At 70.3% G+C, this 20,264-nt stretch carries 17 protein-coding genes; 4 read left to right on the top strand and 13 right to left on the bottom strand.

Annotated elements, in window-relative coordinates:
- Positions 1-4 precede the first annotated feature (4 nt).
- Positions 5-814 (top strand): ABC transporter ATP-binding protein, encoded by an 810-nt coding sequence (locus ACFQUV_RS07080; RefSeq protein WP_129608073.1) that lies wholly within the window; start codon positions 5-7, stop codon positions 812-814.
- Between the two features lie 423 nt (positions 815-1,237).
- On the opposite strand, the gene ACFQUV_RS07075 is transcribed toward ACFQUV_RS07080, so the two are convergent.
- Positions 1,238-4,663 carry an error-prone DNA polymerase gene (locus ACFQUV_RS07075; RefSeq protein ID WP_129608072.1) on the bottom strand — a complete coding sequence of 1,142 codons (3,426 nt, stop codon included), beginning with the start codon at positions 4,661-4,663 and terminating at the stop codon, positions 1,238-1,240.
- On the opposite strand from ACFQUV_RS07075, the gene ACFQUV_RS07070 reads away from it, so the two are divergent.
- The 3 genes from ACFQUV_RS07070 to ACFQUV_RS07060 are packed head-to-tail and all read left to right on the top strand — an operon-like array spanning position 4,662 to position 5,541.
- Complete coding sequence (locus tag ACFQUV_RS07070) at positions 4,662-4,877, top strand: hypothetical protein (RefSeq protein ID WP_129608071.1); 216 nt, start codon at positions 4,662-4,664, stop codon at positions 4,875-4,877. The genes ACFQUV_RS07075 and ACFQUV_RS07070 overlap by 2 nt on opposite strands.
- A gap of 49 nt (positions 4,878-4,926) precedes the next feature.
- Positions 4,927-5,118 carry a type II toxin-antitoxin system HicA family toxin gene (locus ACFQUV_RS07065; protein ID WP_111383927.1) on the top strand — a complete coding sequence of 64 codons (192 nt, stop codon included), beginning with the start codon at positions 4,927-4,929 and terminating at the stop codon, positions 5,116-5,118.
- A 9-nt stretch (positions 5,119-5,127) separates the two neighbouring features.
- Complete coding sequence (locus ACFQUV_RS07060) at positions 5,128-5,541, top strand: type II toxin-antitoxin system HicB family antitoxin (RefSeq protein WP_129608070.1); 414 nt, start codon at positions 5,128-5,130, stop codon at positions 5,539-5,541.
- Between the two features lie 37 nt (positions 5,542-5,578).
- Here the strand turns inward: ACFQUV_RS07060 and ACFQUV_RS07055 are convergent, their stop codons facing one another.
- From ACFQUV_RS07055 to ACFQUV_RS07000, 12 genes are all read right to left on the bottom strand, one after another.
- On the bottom strand, positions 5,579-7,084 hold the full coding sequence (locus ACFQUV_RS07055; RefSeq protein WP_371851677.1) for a DNA polymerase Y family protein: 1,506 nt from the start codon (positions 7,082-7,084) through the stop codon (positions 5,579-5,581).
- Positions 7,050-7,919: an ImuA family protein gene (locus ACFQUV_RS07050; protein ID WP_129608069.1), complete on the bottom strand. Its 870-nt coding sequence runs from the start codon at positions 7,917-7,919 to the stop codon at positions 7,050-7,052. The genes ACFQUV_RS07055 and ACFQUV_RS07050 overlap by 35 nt, the downstream gene beginning before the upstream one ends.
- 428 nt (positions 7,920-8,347) lie before the next feature.
- Complete coding sequence (locus tag ACFQUV_RS07045; protein WP_129608068.1) at positions 8,348-8,689, bottom strand: hypothetical protein; 342 nt, start codon at positions 8,687-8,689, stop codon at positions 8,348-8,350.
- A 40-nt stretch (positions 8,690-8,729) separates the two neighbouring features.
- Positions 8,730-10,055 (bottom strand): hypothetical protein, encoded by a 1,326-nt coding sequence (locus ACFQUV_RS07040; protein WP_129608067.1) that lies wholly within the window; start codon positions 10,053-10,055, stop codon positions 8,730-8,732.
- A gap of 73 nt (positions 10,056-10,128) precedes the next feature.
- Positions 10,129-10,680: a DUF4376 domain-containing protein gene (locus tag ACFQUV_RS07035; protein ID WP_129608066.1), complete on the bottom strand. Its 552-nt coding sequence runs from the start codon at positions 10,678-10,680 to the stop codon at positions 10,129-10,131.
- Positions 10,677-11,939: a hypothetical protein gene (locus tag ACFQUV_RS07030; protein ID WP_129608065.1), complete on the bottom strand. Its 1,263-nt coding sequence runs from the start codon at positions 11,937-11,939 to the stop codon at positions 10,677-10,679. Before ACFQUV_RS07030 ends, ACFQUV_RS07035 begins: the two co-directional genes overlap by 4 nt.
- Positions 11,940-11,942: 3 nt before the next feature.
- Positions 11,943-12,143 carry a hypothetical protein gene (locus ACFQUV_RS07025; RefSeq protein WP_129608064.1) on the bottom strand — a complete coding sequence of 67 codons (201 nt, stop codon included), beginning with the start codon at positions 12,141-12,143 and terminating at the stop codon, positions 11,943-11,945.
- Positions 12,140-16,051 (bottom strand): host specificity factor TipJ family phage tail protein, encoded by a 3,912-nt coding sequence (locus ACFQUV_RS07020; RefSeq protein WP_129608063.1) that lies wholly within the window; start codon positions 16,049-16,051, stop codon positions 12,140-12,142. The genes ACFQUV_RS07025 and ACFQUV_RS07020 overlap by 4 nt, the downstream gene beginning before the upstream one ends.
- Before the next feature lie 2 nt (positions 16,052-16,053).
- Complete coding sequence (locus ACFQUV_RS07015; RefSeq protein ID WP_129608062.1) at positions 16,054-16,470, bottom strand: glycoside hydrolase; 417 nt, start codon at positions 16,468-16,470, stop codon at positions 16,054-16,056.
- Positions 16,467-16,970 carry a DUF1833 family protein gene (locus ACFQUV_RS07010; protein ID WP_129608061.1) on the bottom strand — a complete coding sequence of 168 codons (504 nt, stop codon included), beginning with the start codon at positions 16,968-16,970 and terminating at the stop codon, positions 16,467-16,469. The genes ACFQUV_RS07015 and ACFQUV_RS07010 overlap by 4 nt, the downstream gene beginning before the upstream one ends.
- A 2-nt stretch (positions 16,971-16,972) precedes the next feature.
- Positions 16,973-17,347, bottom strand: coding sequence for a hypothetical protein (locus ACFQUV_RS07005; RefSeq protein WP_129608060.1), 375 nt, complete (start codon positions 17,345-17,347; stop codon positions 16,973-16,975).
- 3 nt (positions 17,348-17,350) lie between these two features.
- Entirely contained in the window at positions 17,351-20,260 is a 2,910-nt protein-coding gene (locus ACFQUV_RS07000) for a phage tail length tape measure family protein (protein WP_129608059.1), read from the bottom strand.
- Positions 20,261-20,264: the final 4 nt, after the last annotated feature.

Below are 20,264 nucleotides of genomic sequence, written 5' to 3'. Positions count from 1 at the left end.
GGTCATGCAGGAGAGCGGAGCGGCCGACGGAGTCCACGGCCTCGTGGTCGACGGCCTCGTGGTCGACGGCCTCGTGGTCGACGGCCTGGTTCATGCCTACGCGGCCGAGCCGGTGCTGGCCGACATCTCGTTCGCGCTTCCGGCCGGCCGGGTCGGGGCGATCGTCGGACCCTCGGGCTGCGGCAAGAGCACCTTGCTGGCGCTCGTCGGCGGGCTCCTCACGCCGGCCCGTGGCCGCATCGCCGGCGCGTTCCGGCGGCCCGCCTTCGTGTTCCAGGACCCGTGCCTGCTGCCGTGGCGCACCGCCCGCGACAACATCGCGTTCGGCCTGAAAGCGTTGCCGCTCGGACGGGCGGAGCGGCAACGGCGCGCCGACGCGCTGCGCGAGGCCGTCGGCCTCACGGCGGCGGACGGCGACAAGCATCCGCAGGCGCTCTCGGGCGGCATGCGCCAGCGCGTCGCCCTCGCCCGAGCGCTGGCGATCGAGCCGGACCTGCTGCTGCTCGACGAGCCGTTCGCCGCTCTCGATGTCGGCCTGCGCCGGCAGATGCAGACGCTGGTGCGGCGGCTGATCGATGCCCGCGGCCTGACGACGCTGCTGGTCACCCACGATCTCGCCGAGGCGGTGCGGATGGCGGACCGCATCGTCGTCTTGTCGGCGCGTCCGGCGACGGTCGCGGCGGTGCGCGAGGTGACGCTGCCGGCGGCCGGACGCCACGACGGCGCCGTTCATGCCGAGGTGTCGCGGCTCGTCGCCGACCCGGCCGTGGCGCGCGCGCTCGCGATCGACGACACCGCCGTCGACCTGGTCTGAGAGTGGTCAGGTCTGATTAAAAGTCTCGATGAACCGAGACGAGAGCCACTTGCCAAGTCTCTGAAAAGACTGGCGGGAGCGACGGGGCTCGAACCCGCGACCTCCGGCGTGACAGGCCGGCGCTGTAGAAGCAATTAGAGATACTTACGGCTATTCCAGATGCGACGAACTGGGGCCAAACAGGCGAAAGTGTCACGCCCGGCCCCGCCTGGGTGTCGGGAGGTCGATGCGAGCCGCAGGTAAACGACGCTCCACCTCCACATCTGCCGCCGGCGATTCGGTCCCGGCCGGCCCTTCCCGGCCCGCCAGGATAGCCCGGCCCCGCACGGCCGGCAGACTCGCACCTGCGGGTTTCGGCGCGGTCGCCGCACTGGCCGACCTTCCTCGGCTCTCTTCCGCTTCGATGAGGCCGTGGCGGGACCATCATCTGAAATTTCGCGTCGTAATCTTGATCCCGCTCCCGCCCCTTGGGTCCCGGATATAGTTGTCCCGGAGCCGGCGTCCGAGCGCGTCGCGCCCGTCCGATCCGTCTCCCTGCGTCGCCTCGTCCCCCCGGCCGCGCGGATGCTGGGGCCGCACCAACTCGTCGGCGCGCGACAGTGTCACCTCCGGGTGGTGGGCCTCCGAGAGCCGCGCCAGCTCGGCGCTGCGGTCGATGATGCGCTCGGCCATCAGATGCACCACGCCTTCCGGGCTCTTCTGCACCCGCCCCTCCACCGCCATCAGCCGCGCCGCCATCACCTCCCGGCGGAACCGCTCGAACAGCCGCGCCCACAGCACCAGATTGACGATGCCGGTCTCGTCTTCGAGGGTGACGAACAGGGCGTTGCCGTTGCCGGGCCGCTGACGCACCAGCACCACCCCGGCGGTGCGGGCGGCGGCGCCGTCGGGCTTCGCACTCACCTCGCGGGCGGTGAGGACACCTTCGGCCGCGAAAACGTCGCGCAGCATCCCCATCGGGTGGCCCTTCAACGACAGGCGCACCGTCTGGTAGTCGGCGGCGACGTGCTCGGCGAGCCCCATCGCGGGCAGCGCAGCGTCCGGCTCCGCCGCCAGCTCGGCGGCGCGGGCGGCCGCGAACAGCGGCAGCGGTTCGTCGTCGGGCAGCCGGCGCACCGCCCACAGCGCGGCGCGGCGGTCGATCCCCAGGGAGCGGAACGCATCGGCGTCGGCGAGCGCCCGCAGCGGCCGGCCGTGCAGGCCGGAGCGCGCCGCCAGCGCCTCGATCGAGCCGAACCCCTCCCCGCGCGCCGCCACCAGGCGGCGGGCCTCCGCCTCGTGGATACCGTCGGCCTGGCGGAAGCCGAGCCGCAGGGCGAGCGCGCCCGTCGCGGTCCGCTCCAGGGTGTTGTCCCAGTCGCTGTGCCCGACATCGACGGGCTCAACCGGCACGCCGTGCTCGCGGGCGTCGCGGACGATCTGGGCCGGGGCGTAAAAGCCCATCGGCTGCGCGTTCAGTAGCGCGCAGGCGAACACCGCCGGGTGGTGGCACTTGATCCACGACGAGACGTAGACGAGCTTGGCGAAGGAGGCGGCGTGGCTCTCCGGGAAGCCGTAGGAGCCGAATCCCTTGATCTGCTCGAAGCAGCGCTGCGCGAAGCCGCGGTCGTAGCCGCGCGCCACCATGCGCTCCACCATCAGGGTCTCGAAGCGGCCGATGGTGCCGACATGGCGGAACGTCGCCATGGCGCGGCGGAGCTGGTTGGCCTCGACGTCCGAGAACTCCGCCGCCACCATGGCGAGCTTCATCGCCTGCTCCTGGAACAGCGGCACGCCGAGGGTGCTGCCGAGCACATGGCGCAGCTCGTCGGGATCGTGCGGCGGCGCCGGCGACGGGAACGCCACCGGCTCGACCCCGGCGCGCCGGCGCAGATAGGGATGCACCATGTCGCCCTGGATCGGCCCCGGCCGCACGATCGCCACCTGGATGACGAGATCGTAGAAGCGGCGCGGCCTCAGCCGCGGCAGCATGTTGATCTGGGCGCGGCTCTCCACCTGGAAGACGCCGATGGAATCGCCGCGGCACAGCATGTCGTAGACGGCCGGGTCCTCCTGCGGGATGTCGGCGAGGCCGTGGTCGGCGATCCCGTGCGCCCGCATCAGATCGAGGCTCTTGCGAATGCAGGTGAGCATGCCGAGCGCCAGCACGTCGACCTTCATCAGGCCGAGCGCGTCGACGTCGTCCTTGTCCCACTCGACGAAGGTGCGGTCCGGCATCGCGGCGTTGCCGATCGGCACGATGTCGTCGAGGCGGCCGCGCGCCAGCACGAAGCCGCCGACATGCTGGGAGAGATGGCGCGGGAACGACAGCAGCCGGATGGCGAAGCCGACGGCGCGGCGGATGATCGGATTGTCGGGATCGAGCCCCGCCTGGCGCACCCGGGCATCGCCGATGTCGCTGCCCCAGCTCCCCCACTGCACGGCGGCGAGCCGGGCGGTGACGTCCTCGGTGAGGCCGAGCGCCTTGCCGGCGTCGCGCACCGCGCTGCGCGGCCGGTAGTGGATCACGGTGGCGATGATGCCGGCGCGATGGCGGCCGTACTTCTCGTAGACGTACTGGATCACCTCCTCGCGCCGCTCGTGCTCGAAGTCGACGTCGATGTCGGGCGGCTCGCGCCGCTCGGCCGAGATGAAGCGGGCGAACAGAAGATCGTGCTCGGCCGGATCGACCGCGGTGATGCGCAGGACGTAGCAGACCGCCGAGTTGGCGGCCGATCCCCGCCCCTGGCACAGGATGCCGCGCGCCTCGGCGAAGCGGACGATGTCGTGGATGGTGAGGAAGTAGCGGGCGTAGTCGAGCTGCGCGATCAGGGCGAGCTCGTCGCGCAAGAGCCGGACGACCTTGTCGGGCACGCCATCCGGGTAGCGGACGGCGGCGCCGTCCCAGGTCAGCGTCTCCAGCCAAGCCTGCGGCGCCCAGCCGGGCGGCACCGGCTCGTCCGGATACTCATAGCGCAGGTCGGCCAGCGAGAAGGCGGCACGATCGAGGAACCGGCCGGTCTCGGCCACCGCCTCGGGAGCATCACGGAACAGGCGAGCCATCTCGTGCGGGGGTTTCAGGTGGCGCTCGGCATTGGCCTCGAGTCGCCGGCCGGCCTCCATGATGGTGACGCCCTCGCGGATGCAGACCAGGAGGTCCTGGAGATCGCGCTGGTCGGGCGTCGCATAGAGGACGTCGTTGACGGCGAGCAGCGGCACCCCGGCGGCCTCGGCGGTCCGGTGCAGCAGGGCGAGGCGGCGGCGGTCGTCGCCGCGCCGGTGCAGGGCGGCGGCGAGCCAGACGGCGCCGGGCGCCGCGTCGGCGAGGCGGCCGAGCAGCCGCGGCAGCGGCTCCGTCCGGCGGTCCGGCAGCACCGCGAGCAGGAGGCCGTCGGCGTGAGCCAGGAGATCGTCGAGGCGCAGCAGGCATTCGCCCTTGCGGGCGCGGCGGTTGCCGACGGTGAGCAGGCGGCAGAGCCCGCCCCAGCCGGCCCGCGTCGCCGCATGGGCGACGATGTCGGGGGTGCCGTCGGCGAACACCAGTCGGGCCCCGACCGCCAGGCGGAAGTCGCGGGCGCGGGCCGCCAACGCCTCCGGCGACGGGAGGTCGCCGACCCGCGGGTGGTCGCGCCAGGCATATTCGCCGGGGCCGGAGCCTTCGCGCACCTTGGCGGGAGCGACGAGCCCGCCCTCGCGGATGTCGCGCAGCGCCGCATGGGCGCGCACCACCCCGGCGACCGAGTTGCGGTCGGCGATGCCGAGCCCGCACTGGCCGGCCAGCAGGGCGGCCAGCACCATGTCGGGCGGATGCGAGGCGCCGCGCAGGAACGAGAAGTTGGTGGCGGCGACGAGCTCGGCGTAGGCGGTCATGGCCTTGAAATCGAACTCCATTGTGTGTAGTTATTTGCGCATCATTCGCGGCTTCACCGCCGCGGCCTCGGTAACGTTCGTCGACAACTGGCCCGGCTGCCCATCGACGCCAGTCTTCCGCGGCTTCACCGCCGCGGCCTCATTGAAGGGACGCCTGGTGGAATATTCCGGCCGCTTTTCAGCGGCCGTCCACCGGGATCGATCATTTCAATAGGCCGCGGCGCAGGCCAAGCGAGCGGCCTCCACACTGGAGCCGTGGCACGATGGAGACAGACAGCCGCAAGCTGATCAGGATGCTGGAGACGGACGGCTGGGTGCGGGATCGCGTGAACGGTGATCACCACACCTTCAAGCATCCGGAGCGACCGCTCCTGATCACGGTCACGCATCCGCGCCGTGATCTGCCGGTCGGTCTGGTGCGGCGGATCTACAAGCTGGCGGGATGGAGACCTTAGAGGCGCACCATGACGGCCCAGTATGTCGCGATCGTCGAGAAGGACCCAGGCAGCGCCTTCGGCGTCTGGTTTCCGGATATCGAGGGCTGCTTCTCGGCCGGCGAGACGCTGGCCGAGGCGGCCGCCAACGCCGCGGTGGCGTTGCGCCAGCATGCAGAGTCGCTGGAGAGCGCCGGCCGAACGGTGCCGCCCGCGCGCCCCCTCGACGCGGTCCGCGTCGACACTGACGTGCGGGAGGCGCTCACCGCCGGCGCCGTGCTGATCGCCGTGCCGCTGCTCAGCGACGCCGGCCGCACGGTGCGCATCAACGTATCGCTCGACAAGGGCTTGGTCGACCAGATCGACGACGCGGCGGCGGCGCGCGGCCTGACGCGCTCGGCCTTCCTGGCCCAGGCGGCGCGCGAGAAGATCGCCGGCCTGTAACGTCTGTCGTCTCACACGCCGCGCGTTCATCGTCGCCTCACGCGAACAGCCCGTGCAGGAACCAGCGCGGCGGCTCCGGCGCGTCGCCGTAGAGGCCGCGGCGAAACACCCAGAAGCGACGGCCCTCGCGGTCCTCGATGCGGTAGTAGTCGCGGGCCGCCGGATCGGCATCGCGCCGCCACCATTCGGGGGCGATGCGCTCCGGTCCTTCGGCGAGCGCCACCTCGTGCAGCACCCGTCGCCAACGGAAGCGCAGCGGCGGCCCGTCCGGGGTCTCGGCCATCACCTCGATGGGCTGCGGCGGATCGAACATCTGGAGCGGCCGACGCGGCGGCTCGCCCGGCTCGGGCGCCCAGATGGCGGCATCGGCGGCGGCGGCATCGGCGGCGGCCGCCGCCCCGATCGCCGGCACCGCCACGGCGGCGCGCTCGGGCCGATGGGTGTCGCGGGCCGCGAAGCGAAGCACCCGGTCGGGGCCGAGCCGGGCGCCGAGCCGGTCGATCAAGTCGGCGACGTCGTCGTCCTGCTCGGCCCGCCCGTCGAGGCGGAGCTGCGGGGTGTCGAGCGGCTCGGCCACCGGCACGGCGAGGCGCAGCAAGTCGAAGCCGAAGCCGGGATCGAGCGGGTCGGCGAGCGCGTCGCAGCGCTCCCGGAACAGACGGCGGATCGCCCCGGCGTCGCGCAGCGGCCGGCCGGTCTCCACGGCGACGCGGCGCACCGCCCCGTCGGTGCGGAAGAAGCTCGCCTCGAAGCGGCGACCGCCGGCGCCGTCCGCCTCCAGCCGGGCCACGATGTCGTCGATCAGCTCCCCGAGCGCCGCCAGGGCGCCGTCCAGATGGGTCAGCGGCTCGGCGCAACGCCGCTCCGCCCAGCAGTCCGGCGGCGGCCGCAGCGGCGTGACGCGGACGTCCTCGCGGCCGAGGATGCGGGCGAGCCGGCGGGTCGTCGCCTCGCCGAAACGGGCCGCCAGGATGGTGGAGGAGCGGTCGGCCAGATCCCCGAGGCTGCGCAGCCCGGCCCGGCCGAGCGCCAGGGCGACCTCCGGCCCGGCGCCGAGCGCCGCCACCGGCAGGGCGCGGGCGTGGCGCTCGTCCTGCCCGGGCGGCACCACGGCGACGCGGGCGAAGCGGGCGAGCGCCCGCGCCGTATCGGGAGTGCCGGCGAGCGTCGCCCGCACCATGAAGCCGTGCCGGGCGAGCAGCCCGCGGGCGTCGTCGCGCAGGCCGCCCTCGCCACCGAACAGATGGGCGCAGCCGGTGATGTCGAGCACCAGACCGTCCGGCGGATCGACGGCGACCAGCGGGGTGAAGCGATCGCACAGCGCGGCGAGCCGCAGCAGGACCGCGGCATCGGCGGCCGGCGCCGCCGGCCGGGCCATCAGGTCGGGCAGCCGGGCCCGAGCGTCGGCGAGCGTCAGGCCGGGGGCGAGCCCGAGCGCCGCCGCGGCCGGGTCGACCGCCACCAGACGCAAGGCGCCGCGCTCCGTCTCGACCACCGCCAGCGGCGTCTCAGCCGGCACGGCGGAGGCCGGCCCCCGCCGCAGCCGGTCGGTCGGCAGGAACGGCAGCCACAGGGCGAGATAGCGGCGCGTCCCGCCGCGGCGGCGGCTCCTGGAAGCATCTCCGGTCACGGTTCCACTCCACGCGCCAGTCGTGCGGGGCGATGCCCTCGCGGTGACGCAGCAGCGTCAGCGCGAAGGCCGGAGCGCCGGGCGCCGCCGCGGCGAGCGCTCGCGACGGGGCGGCGCCCACCCGCCAGCGGGTCCAGGCGGCGCTCGGGGCCGGCTCCGCCCCGGCCCGCAGCAGCAGGGTCGGGGCGCCGGACGCCTGGGCGGCGAGCAGCAGGCGGCGGGTGGCGGTGAGGTCGAGCGCCCGCGCCTCGCCCCATGCCTCGATCAGCACCGCCCCGACGCCACCGCAGCGGGCCGCATCGCCCCCCGCCCGCAGCACGTCGCGGAGGGTGCGGCCGCGCACCAGCACGAGGTCGGCGGGATCGAGGCCGAGCTCGGCGAGGCCGGGGGCGTAGACTCCGCCGGCCTCCAGGTCGAGGACGTCCTGCCGGACCCAGACGACGAGCCGCCCTGCCCCGGCCCGCCCGGCGGTCCGGCCCGCCGCGGGTCCTGTCGCCACCGCACGCAGGGCGAGTGCCGCCGCGAAGCCGGTCGCCGCCGGGATGTCGGCGTCGGCAGCCGCGTAGATCTCGTGCAGAGCGGCGCGCGGCAGGCCGCCGCCCAGGCGGTCGTCGAGGGCCGGATCGCCGAGGGCGAACAGGCCGGCCGGCTCCCGGGCGAGCGGACCGGCCACCACGGCGGCACCGGGGCTCGCCCGCGCGACGGCCGGCCGGGGGAACGCGAGTGCCGGCTGGAAGGAAGCGGCCACGTCGGGGTCGGACGCCCCAGGCGCCACCCACGATCCGGTCGACCCCGGACAGCCGGCAGGCCGGCCGGACGATACCGGCAGACCGGCCGCGAGGAGCCGCGACAGCACCGCCCGAGGCGACAGCACCGCCCGAGGCGACGGCAAAGCCCGTGGCGTCGGCACCTCCCTACCGCTTTGCCCCACCGCCGGAGGCGGGACATCGGGCAGACTCCGGGGCCCGTCCGTCGATCCCGGCACGGATGATGGCGACGCACGCATGAATCACTCCTGGGCCACTCCGGTCTGCTCCGGCGGTTGGACAACCCGATGTTCTTTATTTGTTCTTATGAAGCCTCGCCCCTCGGCCGGAGTCAAGGGAGCGAGGCGCTGACGCAAAAAAAGCCCGCCGCCCCGAGTGGAGCGGCGGGCCCGTGTCGAGCGGCTATCGCCTACGGCGTTGCTGGCGGGTGCCGGGCCGCCTCGTAGACCCGGTCCACGCGCTCGCCGAGCTTGTCGATCGCGGCCATGATCCGGGCCTCCATCTCCCGTACCTCGACCTTTCCGACCATCTCGCGCGCGATCATCTCGCGGTAGAGGCTCGCCGCCGCATTGGCCGTCTCGATGCGCGTGTGGGCGTCCAGGGCAATCTTCTTGGCCTCCCCGGCGAGCCGGAGCGTCCCATCGACCTTCTCGGCATTGCGCGCGGCCTGGCGTAGGTTATTCGCGACGACGAGCGCCGCCGAGAGGATCAGGCTGGCGAGAGACACAGCCGCGGATGCCCATTCCGGCATGTCGGTTATCCTTGCTGGAACCGCGACTTGGTTGCCTCCCTCACTGGTCCGCCCGCGTCAGCACGCCCTGGCGGAACAGCACGACGAGCCGCAGCACGCCGGTGGCGGCGCGGAACACCAGCCACAGCCCGGCCGCGATGGCGAGCAGCCACCAGTGGGAGACGCACCACTGCACGACGCCGATCACCGTGGTGGCGATCGAGCCGATCGCGGCCGCGGTGTCCTGCACGCCCTGGAGCGTCTCGCGGGCCTGATCGAGCACGCCAGACTCCGCGATGCCACCGACCACGCCGCCGAGCCCCAGCGCCCGGCCGAGCCACCCGATGCTGTCGAGCGTCGCGACCTGGCTGGAGCCCTGCTGTCGCAGATCCCGGGCGGTGGCGGCGGCGCGGCTCGCCGCGATCTCGCGCGGCCCGGACTTGGCGAGCGCGGCCCGCAGCTCGTCGTCCACATGGTCGCCGGCCGGCAGTTCGCGCTCGGCGCGGAACGTCCTGATCGCCGCCGCGGTGTTGGGGCCGGCGAGCCCGTCCGGCCGGCCGACCATCGTCCAGCCGCGCGCAGCCAGCATCACCTGGAGATCGTAGAGCGCCGGGTCGCCCTGCGGCGCGAGCCCGGGCCGCGCCACGGGAGCCGGCGGCGCCGCCACCGGCGGGTCCCGACCGACCAGCGCGCCGAGCAGCGTCCGCCACAGGCCCGGCCGGTCCGGCAGCGCGATGGGCGTGGGGACGGTGGTGACGGCGGGGGCGGCTGCCCGCGGCGCGCCAGCGGGCTTCGCCGGCCCGGCAGGGGCTATCCGAGCCGCGACCTCGGGGCTGACGTCGACGAGCGCGCGTAACACGGCCGCGACGCCGAGCTGGGTATCCCACGCGGTCGCCGACCACACGCCGTCGCGGACATACTTGCCGCGCTGTTGGTGGTTGGTGCCGGCCCACACATAGGGCGAGTTGACGCCGCGCGACACGTAGCCGAAGCCGTTGAACCGCTCGGCCTCGTAGAGCATGCGCGCCGGCGACCAATCGGTGATCTTCTGGAGGCCCTTGAGCTTGAGGGCATCGGTTGCGGCCTCCTCCCAGGTGGAGAAGGGGCCGCGCCCCTTCGGCACCAGCCGCGTCTTGCGGCCCGCGCCGATGATGCGCTCGCCGTTGTGCAGGACGCCGCGGAAGTCACCGCCACTCTCGCGATCGTGGATCGCGCCGATCCACCACCACGGCACGCCGGTGGCGCGCTGCACGGCTTCGTACCGCGCCCGGCCGGCGATGATGCGCCGGGCCACCGTCTCGGCCGCGGATCGGCGGTCGGTCTTGACCGTGGCCGCCGCCCACATCGCGGCGTAGCCCTTCCTCGCGGCCTCGAATGTCGGTGCCATGCTCGTGCTCCATCGTGCCGGCGCGCGGCCGGCTCTCGTCGTGATCGGATCGTGCCGGATTGGTTGCGGCGCCCTACTCCGCTGCGCCGACCGCCGCGAAGGCGGCGTCGATCTCGGCTGGCGTCGTGATGGTGCCGGCCGCGATGCCTGCGAGCACCGCGGCCTCAGCCGCGAAGCAGGCGCGCACATGTGCGCGCGCCGCCGTCGCGAGCGCAGAGAAGTCCGCATTGCTGACGGCACGGAATGCGCCATCGGCGAACTTCCAGCCGTCGCCGTCGTCGCGGACCCCGAGTGAGATTGCCTGCAACTCGGCCAGATACTTGGTCTGGCTGGTCGCGTCGGTGTGGATCGGCCAGCCTCTCCACGTCGTCCCGCCAGTCTCGCGACGCCATCGCGCGTCGGCCGCGTAGGCGGCGAGGTCGACATGCGGCCCCCGCAGCCCGTAGAGCGCGAGCACGTCTGTCAGATCCTGCTCTGTCGAGATCCGCGTGGCCACGCCGCCGGCCTCGCGCCAGGCCGTATAGGGCGCGTCATTCGTCGGCACGTAGTCGCCGCGAGCGCTCGACCACACGCGCGTCTCGTCACCGGCGACGATCCAGTAGTGGTCCTGCGGGGTCCAGATCATGAGTACATCCCATATGGCGCGACGCCGAAATTGGTGCCGTTTCCGGCAGTGTTGCCGGGGAAGTAGTTTGCGCCACCGCCGGCCGTCGCGATCTGTCCACCGAATTGGGCCACGTAGCGCGTCCCTGTTGCGCCGCCGACGAACGTCATCAGCGCAGCATCGATGATGCCTGTGCCCTTCTGGGCGAGCGCAAAGCACCCGACGAAATTGGGAGTTCCGGTGAGCGTCACAGTGCGGCCACCTGCCGCGATCAACCCACCGTCAGCTAGGAGGTGGTAGGTGGCGCCGCCGCTGATCCGCCAATCGCCCTCCGCATCGATGCGACCGCCGTACTGGGAGTAAATATGCACGACCCCGCAAGCACCAAAATCGATGTTGCGGAAGCGAAAGAAGGTGGACCCTACCGCACGAATTCCGCTGCCACCTCCAGATGAGGTGATCTTCATACCTCTGAATGCGTAGATGCCGCGAACATTCTCTCCAGAGATGACATCGATCGCCCCTGGATTGATCAGCACATTTCCCGGATTGGCCTCGTCACCGACGATGAACACCATCCCAGAGCCGACGAGGCTTTGCGACCTCAGCGCTCCCGTATATGTCCCCGCACCCACGACAATGACGACATTATAAATCGACAGATCGAGCGCTGATGCCACATCAATTGCGCGCTGGATCGTAAGGAACGCACCACCGACAGTGTTGGCGAGCCCGGTGTTGCTGTCGCTGCCGTCCGTGCGGACGTAGTAGGTACGATTTGCGGTCAACACTTCGCGCGGCGCGGCGGCTGCCGGCAGCTTGGCCGTGTTGGCGACGGGGTCGACCGTCAGCAGCGCAATGTCGTCGGCACCGTCGTGATAGTTGATCTGATGCGCCGTCGCCGAGACGATCTTGCGCCACAGCCCGCCGCCCGCGACACTCTGTGGCCGCGTCGCACCGGACGGCAACAGGCCAGCGTCGAGAGCGGTCAAAAGTCGATTCTGATTCTCGAAGATCGTGTAGGTGTCGTACCGCAACCACGACATTTTGACGATGCGGTAGGCCGCACCGGCTGCGGAAGAGCCGGTCCATCCGTCCTGCAACACCAGCGTCGTGTTGCTGGGAACGGCGGCTACGATGCCGATCTGTCCAGCTGACCAGATCCAGTCGCCCTCCAGGACGTTGTTGGCGCTCGCCCACAGCGTGCCTGCCCCCGTGACCGCCGTACTCCCGGCCGTGAAGCTCGCCGTTCCCGTCGCGTAAACTCCGCCGAGCGCCATGAGTCAGATCTCCGATTGGTCGATGAGAGCGAGCCGACCATCGACCACGCGCACCGTCTCAGGGTCCGGCACCAGCCCGTCGATGCAGAGATAATCCTGCGACGATGGGTCGATGACCTGGTCGCACTCGTACCCAGGCTCACAGGAGCCGTGAGCGATGACCCTGCCCGTCGATCGATCATAGATCAGGTACTGAGCGCTCATCGACGCAGCTCCATAACGCGCAGCAGTGCGTTTGTTACGGGGAATGTCTGATTGCCGATTCCAGGATGGTTTGCGGGGAGCCGAAGCACGAGAGAGACCGTATGCAAACTCAACGAGAGACCGCTGACAACATGCGGAACAATGTATGTTCCTGTTATTGCCCATGACCCATCGTATGCGTTCTGGATTTCAATAATCGACGTGCTGAGACGCACGACCCCGTCGACCTTTATTTCTACAGCAACACCGCTCGGGAAAGTCGGATTGACAGGCCTCCGGATGTCGGCAAAGAACGAGGCATCTATAACGAATTCACCCTTCTTGGCCGTCAGAGATACGGACGCTATGGTTACGCTCTGCGACCCTGTGTAAGCCCCAGCGCCAGCCCCTATCCCGACGATTGTCAACGTCGTGCTCGGCACCGACTGCGCCGCCGTCCCAGTGACAGCCCCTTCGACGATGTTGATCAGGTCGACGCCGCCGATCGAGATCTTGTCGGCGTTGATGGTGCGCGCCGCGATCTTCTTCGCCTCCAGACTGCCGTCGATCAGCACATCGGCGTCGATCGCAAGCGTGTAGCTCACCGTGCCGTCCAGCTTCTTGGCTCCGGTGAGGACGAAACCGCCGGTCACTCCGTCGATCGTGCCGACGATGCCGTATTGCACCTTGACGCCATCGATGCTCGCCGCCAATGTCGAAAGGCTCGACGTGTGGCCATTGACGGTCGTCGAAAGCGTCGACACGCTTGCCGCCAGCGCGCTCGTCTCCGTCGATAGAGCGGTCAGCGACGTCAGCAGCCCACTTTCTGCCGTGCCAGCGAACCGTGCGCTGACCGATGTCGTCAGCGATGCGAGAGCGGCAGTCGCCGACGTGGCAACAGTAGAGACCTGAGATATCGCAGCATGGCTCAACTCAGACTGCGATTGCAGATCAGTCCTGATCTGCTTGCGGTCGGTCCACGCCGCTGCCGCGGTCTCGGCCGCCACCGAGGCCAGGAGTTGGGTGACCCGCGCAATTGTCGCACGCGCGTCCTCGATCTCTCTCGTGACATACTCCCGCAGCCCATCCTTCATCGTCTCCGGCGTGATTGTGCCGGCGAGTGTCGTGAACGTCGTGAACACGGTCGGCCCGGGCGACCCGGCCGTGCCGATCGCGTAGGCCAGTACCTTGACCTGCGCGCCCGGCTCGTGGCGGATCTGGTAGCTCCCCGACGTGACGAGCCCGTCCGACACCTCCTCCCAGGTCGCGCCGTCGTCGTAGCTCAGCATGACGACATAGCTCGCCGCGCCGCGCGCCGTGCCGCAAGCCCACTCCATCGCGAGGTTGGCCGCCTTGGCCACGCAGCGTGCCCTCACCCATGGCACGGTCGGATAGGCGGGATCGGCGGCGTCGCCGATCGACGGCACCACGGGCTCCGGCGGCAGCGGCTCGGCGAGCGCGGTCCAGACGCCAGGGTGGTCGTAGACGGCCTCGATGGTGACGTTGTCGCGCCCCTGCGGCGCCACGGCAGCGACCAGGAACGGATCCCGCAACTCGGCGAGCGGCCCGACCAGAACGGGCGTCATGTCCTCGTCGTCGGCCGCGAACACAGCGTCAAAGGTCACGCCGTGGAAGCTCTCGTTGGCCGCCACGTCGGCCGCATCGAGCGCAACGATGTGAGGTTCTCCGGCGTTGGGCCATGTGACGGCGCACGGCCCCCACTCGCGGCCCTGGCGATCCCGCAGCATCGCGTAGCGGCCGGCCGCGGCCTCCATCTCGGTGTCGAGCGTCAAGGTCAGCCCGACACGCGACAACACGCCGCCCGCACGGGCGTCCGACATGAACCACGAGTCGACGCGCACGGGGTCACCTCGGGTGACCAGTCGGCCCTGCCGGTCCGCCGCGAAGCGTCGCCGCTCGCGCCGAAAATAGGCGCAGGCCGCAATCCAGGTCGCGAGGTGGGCAGCATGCTGGTGGCTGGTGACACCCTGAAGCTGGCGACGCTGAGGCGTCAGCGTCTGCGCCCCGAATGTGACGCGCACCTCCCGTCGAACGCGGGGATCGCCGCCCGCATAATACTCGGCGATCACGTCGGCGCCACCATCGTCACGCGCGATTGAAAAGCTCGCGGCCGTCGAGCCTTGCTTGATCTGGCGGCGGGTGAACGTGTGCTTCCTGACGGACTTCGACTCGTCCCTGTTGAACGACCACACCGCGCCAAAGCTGGCAGGCTCGGCTCGCAGCGCGCTCAACACCACCGACGCGGCGTCGTACACCGACACGGGACCGCGGATCACGCCATCATAGGTGTCGTGCTCGTCGAGCAGGTCCGCGTAGTGCCTGGCGCGGTCGATGTCGACCTGGCCGTCGCTCAGCGCCGCACCATAGTCGGCGTTGCGGACGATATCGGCGAACGCCCACACCGCCTTGCGTGTCGGTTGCTCGACCCAAGCGGAGCCGGTCCAGACCGGAAGAATGCGCGTCGCCTCGACCCATACGTCGGCAAACGCGGTGACGCCGAGCGCCTTGCCGGAGCGGACCCTCAGCGCGATCTCGGTGACGTGCGGGCGGACAAGCACGTCCGGAAAGTGCGATCTCAACCCGGACCAGACGACCGAGTTTGGAATCTGTGGATGATACAGATTGTCGGTCCGTCCCCTGATCAGATAGCGACCAGCAGGGACGTCGAAGAACCGCGTGAAGCGCACGGCGCGGGTCGCGTAGAGCCGGCCACCATTGTAGTGCAGAAACGCCCACGGCCCCGTCGGAACATCGTCCGCGTCGCATGGCGCATACTCGAACCGCACCGACCAGTAGCCCGGCCCCGGTGGCGAGACGGTGTTGTCGACCGTGCCCATCGGAAGTTCGTAGTCGAGCTGGATGCGCGCTGTCGTCCGGCCCGGCTCGCACGCCGCAAACGGTCCACTCCAAGAGGGAGTGTCGGGCGGTCGCGGCAGCTCGATTCCGACGACACTGGGGTGGCTGTAGACCGAGCCCGGCACGAGCGTCGACGTGCCGCCGGGCGGGATGATCTCGACCGCGGTCAGCCCCGCATTAGCGCCGCCGTCGCCGCCCCGCGCCCCGACGTCACGCGGGCCGCCACGCCCGCCACCGCCGCCCGGCACGGCGTCGAACGGCGGCCGCACGCCGCCGGCCCTGGTCCACAGGACGGACTTGCCGACGTGGATTTCCTCCACGTCATACGCGCCGAGACCGAGGGTCAGCCGCTTGAACAACACCTGATCCTCACCATCATAGATGGTGTAATCGGGCTGTGTGAGATCGGGCTGCGACCAGAAGCGGCCGTACCCGACCGGGATGCGGTCGCCGCGTCGCGGCAGGTTTCCGCCACCAGAGACGCCGTAGACCGGCCGCGTGTCGCTGTCCTGGCTGTTCGCCTTGGCCCGGGTCGCGAGGCTCAGCGCGGCCGCGCCGCCGATCACGAGGCCAGCCTGCACCGCGGAGGTGAGACCGGCCGAGGCCGTCGTGAACAGACCGCCGCTGGCGCCCGAGACGAGCCCACCGGCGATCATCGGAGCGGCCCAGGCCGCTGCCGCGACCAACGCGATCATGGCCACCGCCATGCCGATCTGCTTGCCGCTGCTCTGGCCTCCCCCCGCTCCTCCGCCCCCGAGGGGCAGATAGGTGATCACCACCACATGGCCGGGTTCGACCAGCGTCCTCGACCAGTCCTTGCGCAGCCGGATGGTGTGGTCTTCGGGCCGCAGCACCTCACCGCGTTGATGAACGCTGACGACGAACGACCGCCGCGGGTCGGCGTGCTGGCGGACCAGAGACGTCAGCCGCCGGCGCCGCCGGTCGAGCGCGACGGCGGGCGCGATCTCGCGACCGACGACGTTGAGCCGCAGCACGGTCGCGCCGGGGCGCCGCGCCTTGCGGACGCGGGCTTCTTGGAGGGGTGCGTGCATGGTCAGGTCAGCGGAACGAACCAGGAGGGCACCCAGCCGCGGGCGCCGAGATCGCGCGGTGAATCGAACACCACGCCATGCGGCGCGTCGGTGTGCAGCACGCCGCCGCCGTCGAAATCGAGCCAGACCCCGGCGTGCTCGTAGTCTCCGGCCGGAGCGGCGCGGCGATGCATCAGCGCGACGGCGCCGTGGACGGGCGCCGCGATCTGGCTCCAACGGCCGCGCTCGGCGTGGTCGGTGAACAGGCCGCGGCGATAGCGCCGCCCCTCTCCGCCTCCGCACCCGGCGTCGAGAATGGGCGGCAGCTCGCGGCCAAAGAGGTCGCGCTGCACCTCGGCGACGAGCCGCCAGCAGTGACGACCGTCGCGTGCCCATGGCTGATTGATCAGCGCCGAGACGTAGGGGGCAGAGTCGATCACAGGTTGCTCAGTGCCGGATAGAAGGTCTGATCGTAGGTACGCCGCGGAAACGCTTCCATCTCGATCTCGCGGAATCCGACCGCACCCTCGGCCGAGGTCGCCGTCAGGTCGACGGACCGCAGTTGCAAGCCGTCGATCACGTCGCCGGGCGCCGAGAGGTCGATCGACGTGTAGGCCCGGTAGATGACGCCGATCGGCGCGGTCGACTGGATCGCGGCTCGCAGATAGGGCAGCAGATAACCAGAGACGTTGTCGATCCGGATGCGCATCGGCGTCGGGCCGTCCTCGGAGACGCCCGGCAGCGTCACGGAAACGGCGAGCGCCTTGAACGCAACCGTCGGGCCGCCGGTGGTCAGCGGCAAGGAAATGTCATCCTCGACATTAGCGGCGATCCGGACCGGCGCCTCGAAGGTGACGTGGTCGAGCTCTAGGGTCTCGATCACGATCTCGCCGCCGGGATTGGCCGCATAGGCTTCCTGCATCGCCGCGGTCAGGGTCATGGTCAGGCCGGGAAGACGCAGAGGGTGAAGGACACCCGCCACAGATCGGGCGCCAGCGCCTCGGAACGCCACTCCGCGCCGTCGACATAGCAGCGGCGCGTCATCGCGGTCTCGCCGCCGACGAACACCGGCATCGTGAAGTGCTGGGTGGACTGCGCGCAGGTGACCTCCAGGAAGGTCTCCAGTGTCGCGAGCTGAGCCGCCGTCATCCGGATCGCATAGGAGAGCTTCTTGAGGCGGGTCTGTGACTGCACTCGCATGATGGTCGGGCCGTCCTCCACCTCCGAGGCGACCGGCTTTCGATGATACTCGACGACTGCGAAGGGCTCACGCTCCGGGACGTGCGGCACCGTCGAGGGCCAGGTAGGAAGCGCCATGGATCAGCCTCGCAACTGCCGTGGCTTGGCGAGCGCGCCGCGGCCGCGCGACCGGCGCTCGCCGAGGGCGTTTTCGAGCGGCGTGATGACGTCGACAACCAAGCCGCCGTCGTCGCCCTGGCTCACTTGCGCCCGCGTGCCTGGCGCCTCGTTGACGACGACGTTCAGCATGGGAGCGCCGCCACCGTTGCTGTTCGCTGCCCCAACGAGGCCGCCAGCCGCGAAGCGCGGAACGCCAAAGTTGATGGCATCGAGCATCGGCCGATGCCGCGCGGTCGCCGCGGCGTTGACCACGTACTCGCCGTTGCTGACACGGGCCACGAGCGAGTCCGACGTCCCGCTGCCGGGGCCGGTGATGTAGCCGCCGGTGGCGGCGCCGGGAAGGCCGGTCATGTTGTAGCCGCTGAACGCTGTCGAGCCGACACCGCCGGCCGCCGGACCGAACGCCGCCGCCAGGTTGCCGAGCAGGCCCTTGATCGCGGTGTCCAACGCCATCTGGATCAGGCGATCGGCCAGACGGTTCACTGCGTTGGTGAGCGCGTCGATCGCCGACACGCCGTTCCGCAGGTCTGACACGAAGCCGGTGGCGAAGTCGCTGCCGAGCTGGCTGGCTTGTCGCAACGTGTCGTTGAAGCGCATCTGCGCCGCAAGAGCGCCATTCATCTGCGACTGCCAACCGGAGTCGCCGTAGGTCTGGCGCAGCCGGCTGGCGATCTGTTGATCTATGGACGACATGCCGAGCGTCGCCGTGTCGAACTGGACGTCACGCATCAACTGCTGCTCGGCGAGCAGCTGCTTGAGCTGCGCCTGCTTCGCGACCTGCTCCGTCAGCGCCGCGAGATGCGCCTTGTCGTAGGCGTCGCGGCTGCCGTAGTTCTGCAACGCATCCTGTTCGAGCTGATGGCGGGCCTGCATGGCACCGCGCATCCGTTCCTGCTCGCCCACGGACCGACCGACGAGATCGAGTTCGAGCCGCGCCATCTCGGTCGACTGCTGCGCCGACAGGAGGCGGGCGTTCATCGCGTCGGTGATGCCTTGCTGGGCTTGCTTGAGGGCTAGCGCCGCGCGAGCTTCGGCGAGGATACGACCTTCTGCCGTATCGCCTGTTTGAATCAGCGATTCACGCCGAGCAATGTCCGCGCGAGCAGAGGGGGAGCGGGCGCCAACCGCCTCGATTTGCAAGCGCGCCTGTGCCAGCGCCATATCGGTAGCAGACTTGAATCCGACCACCTTAGCCGCGGCGTCCGCCACATCCTGGGTCAACTGCTGGTAAGTGCGCCCGAGTTCGGCCAGCTTCGTCGAAGATTCACCTCCTGTCATATTGACCGCCTTCATGGCGAGCGCGAGCGCGAGGTGATCGTTACGAAGCTGATCGAGCTGCGCAATCTCGGGACGAAGTCGATTCACGGCACCAATCGTCACAAGCGAGTCTCGCCGCGACTGAGCGTCCTCGACGCTCTGCCAGTACCGTTGCCATTCGCCGGTCAACCGTTCCAGCTCTTTACGCTCGCGTTCGAGCGCGCTGACCGTACCGAGTTTTCGGTTCACCGCATCAGATCGGCGAGCCATCAGAGCCTCAAGCTCTGCGATGCGCGCCTTGGTGGCGTCGATCTGCTCATCCAGCCCGCGAGTCAGCCCGATGCCGGTCGTGCGGGCAGCAAACTCACCGAGCTTGCCCCACGCATTGCTGACCGTGTTCCCGAGCGCGGTCCAGAACTTCGTGCTGGTCGAAATGCTTTGCCCGACGCCATCGAGGCCCGACTTCACGCCGGCATAGAGCATCATCTGCGCGTCGAAGAGGCGGTTCTGCGCCTGCAAGTTCGCGATGTTCCGCTGCATCGCCGCATCCATGAAGCCGAGGCGCTGGTTGAGCTGGTTGGCCCCCTGAGCAGGGTCAGAGAACGCCTTGGCCAGCATTTTCGCCGCGTCGCTCGCGTCGATGCCATAGACCTTCGCGATGTCGTGTCCGAGGCTCACGATCGGTCCGATCGCTGCCGCGCCAACTTTGCCGGTGGCGGCCAGAGCGGTTGCAAGCTCCCGCGCCTCGCTCACCGACAGGCCGAACAGCGAGGCGTTGTCGTTGGCGAGCTGGCTGAGCCCGCCGATGGTCGCGCCCGACGCCCGGCCGGCTCCGACCAGCGCCAGGGACATCGAGCGTTGCGCCTCACCCCACTGCACCGCCGCGGTCGCCGCTGCGGCGCCAATCGCGAGGATGCCGCCAGCCGCGAGACGGGCCGGGGTGATCAGCGCGAGCATTCCCTTGCCGAACCGCGCCAGCCCGCCTTCGCTCATCTGGAGGGCCTGCACGACTTGCGGCCCTTGCTGCATCATGATTTGCATCGGCGAGACGCCGAGCATCAGCCCCTGGACGATGTCGTTGATCTGCGGCGTGAGCTGCTGCATCGCGCCACGGCTCAGGCCGAGCGACCGGGCGAGCCCCGTGGTCGCCTGATCAACACCGCGGATCGCGACGACCTGCGCGGCGAAGGCTGCCTTGGTCCGCTCGATCGCCGCAGCACGCTCACGCTCGCTGATCGCACCGACCCGAGCCGCCTGCCCGATCTCGATGAGCGCCGATCGATACTGCTGCTGCGCGCCGAACAGCGGATTGAACTTGGCCCGGAGCCGGTCGAGTTCGGACCCATAGGCGGCGATGTCGGCCGCCCTGGCGGCGCCACCGAACGAATCCTTGACGCTGAGCTTGCGGTTGATCTCGTCGGCGAGCCTCGCCGCTTGCTGCGCCTTCCTGGCCCAGCCATCGACCGCCTGCCCGCCCTTGTCCATCGCGCGTTCGAACGCCGATGCGGCGGCCGCGGCGGCGACGCCGGATCGCTCGAACTTGGCGAGATCGGCGGTCGCGCTCCGGACCGGGCCGGATTCGATCGACAGGCCGAGGCTGGCCACATTGTCCATTGGG

Source organism: Rhodoplanes sp. P11 (assembly GCF_964266735.1).
GTDB lineage: Bacteria > Pseudomonadota > Alphaproteobacteria > Rhizobiales > Xanthobacteraceae > Rhodoplanes > Rhodoplanes serenus.
Note: the sequence above shows the minus strand (reverse complement) of the source record. Positions and strands in the feature narration are given on the sequence as shown.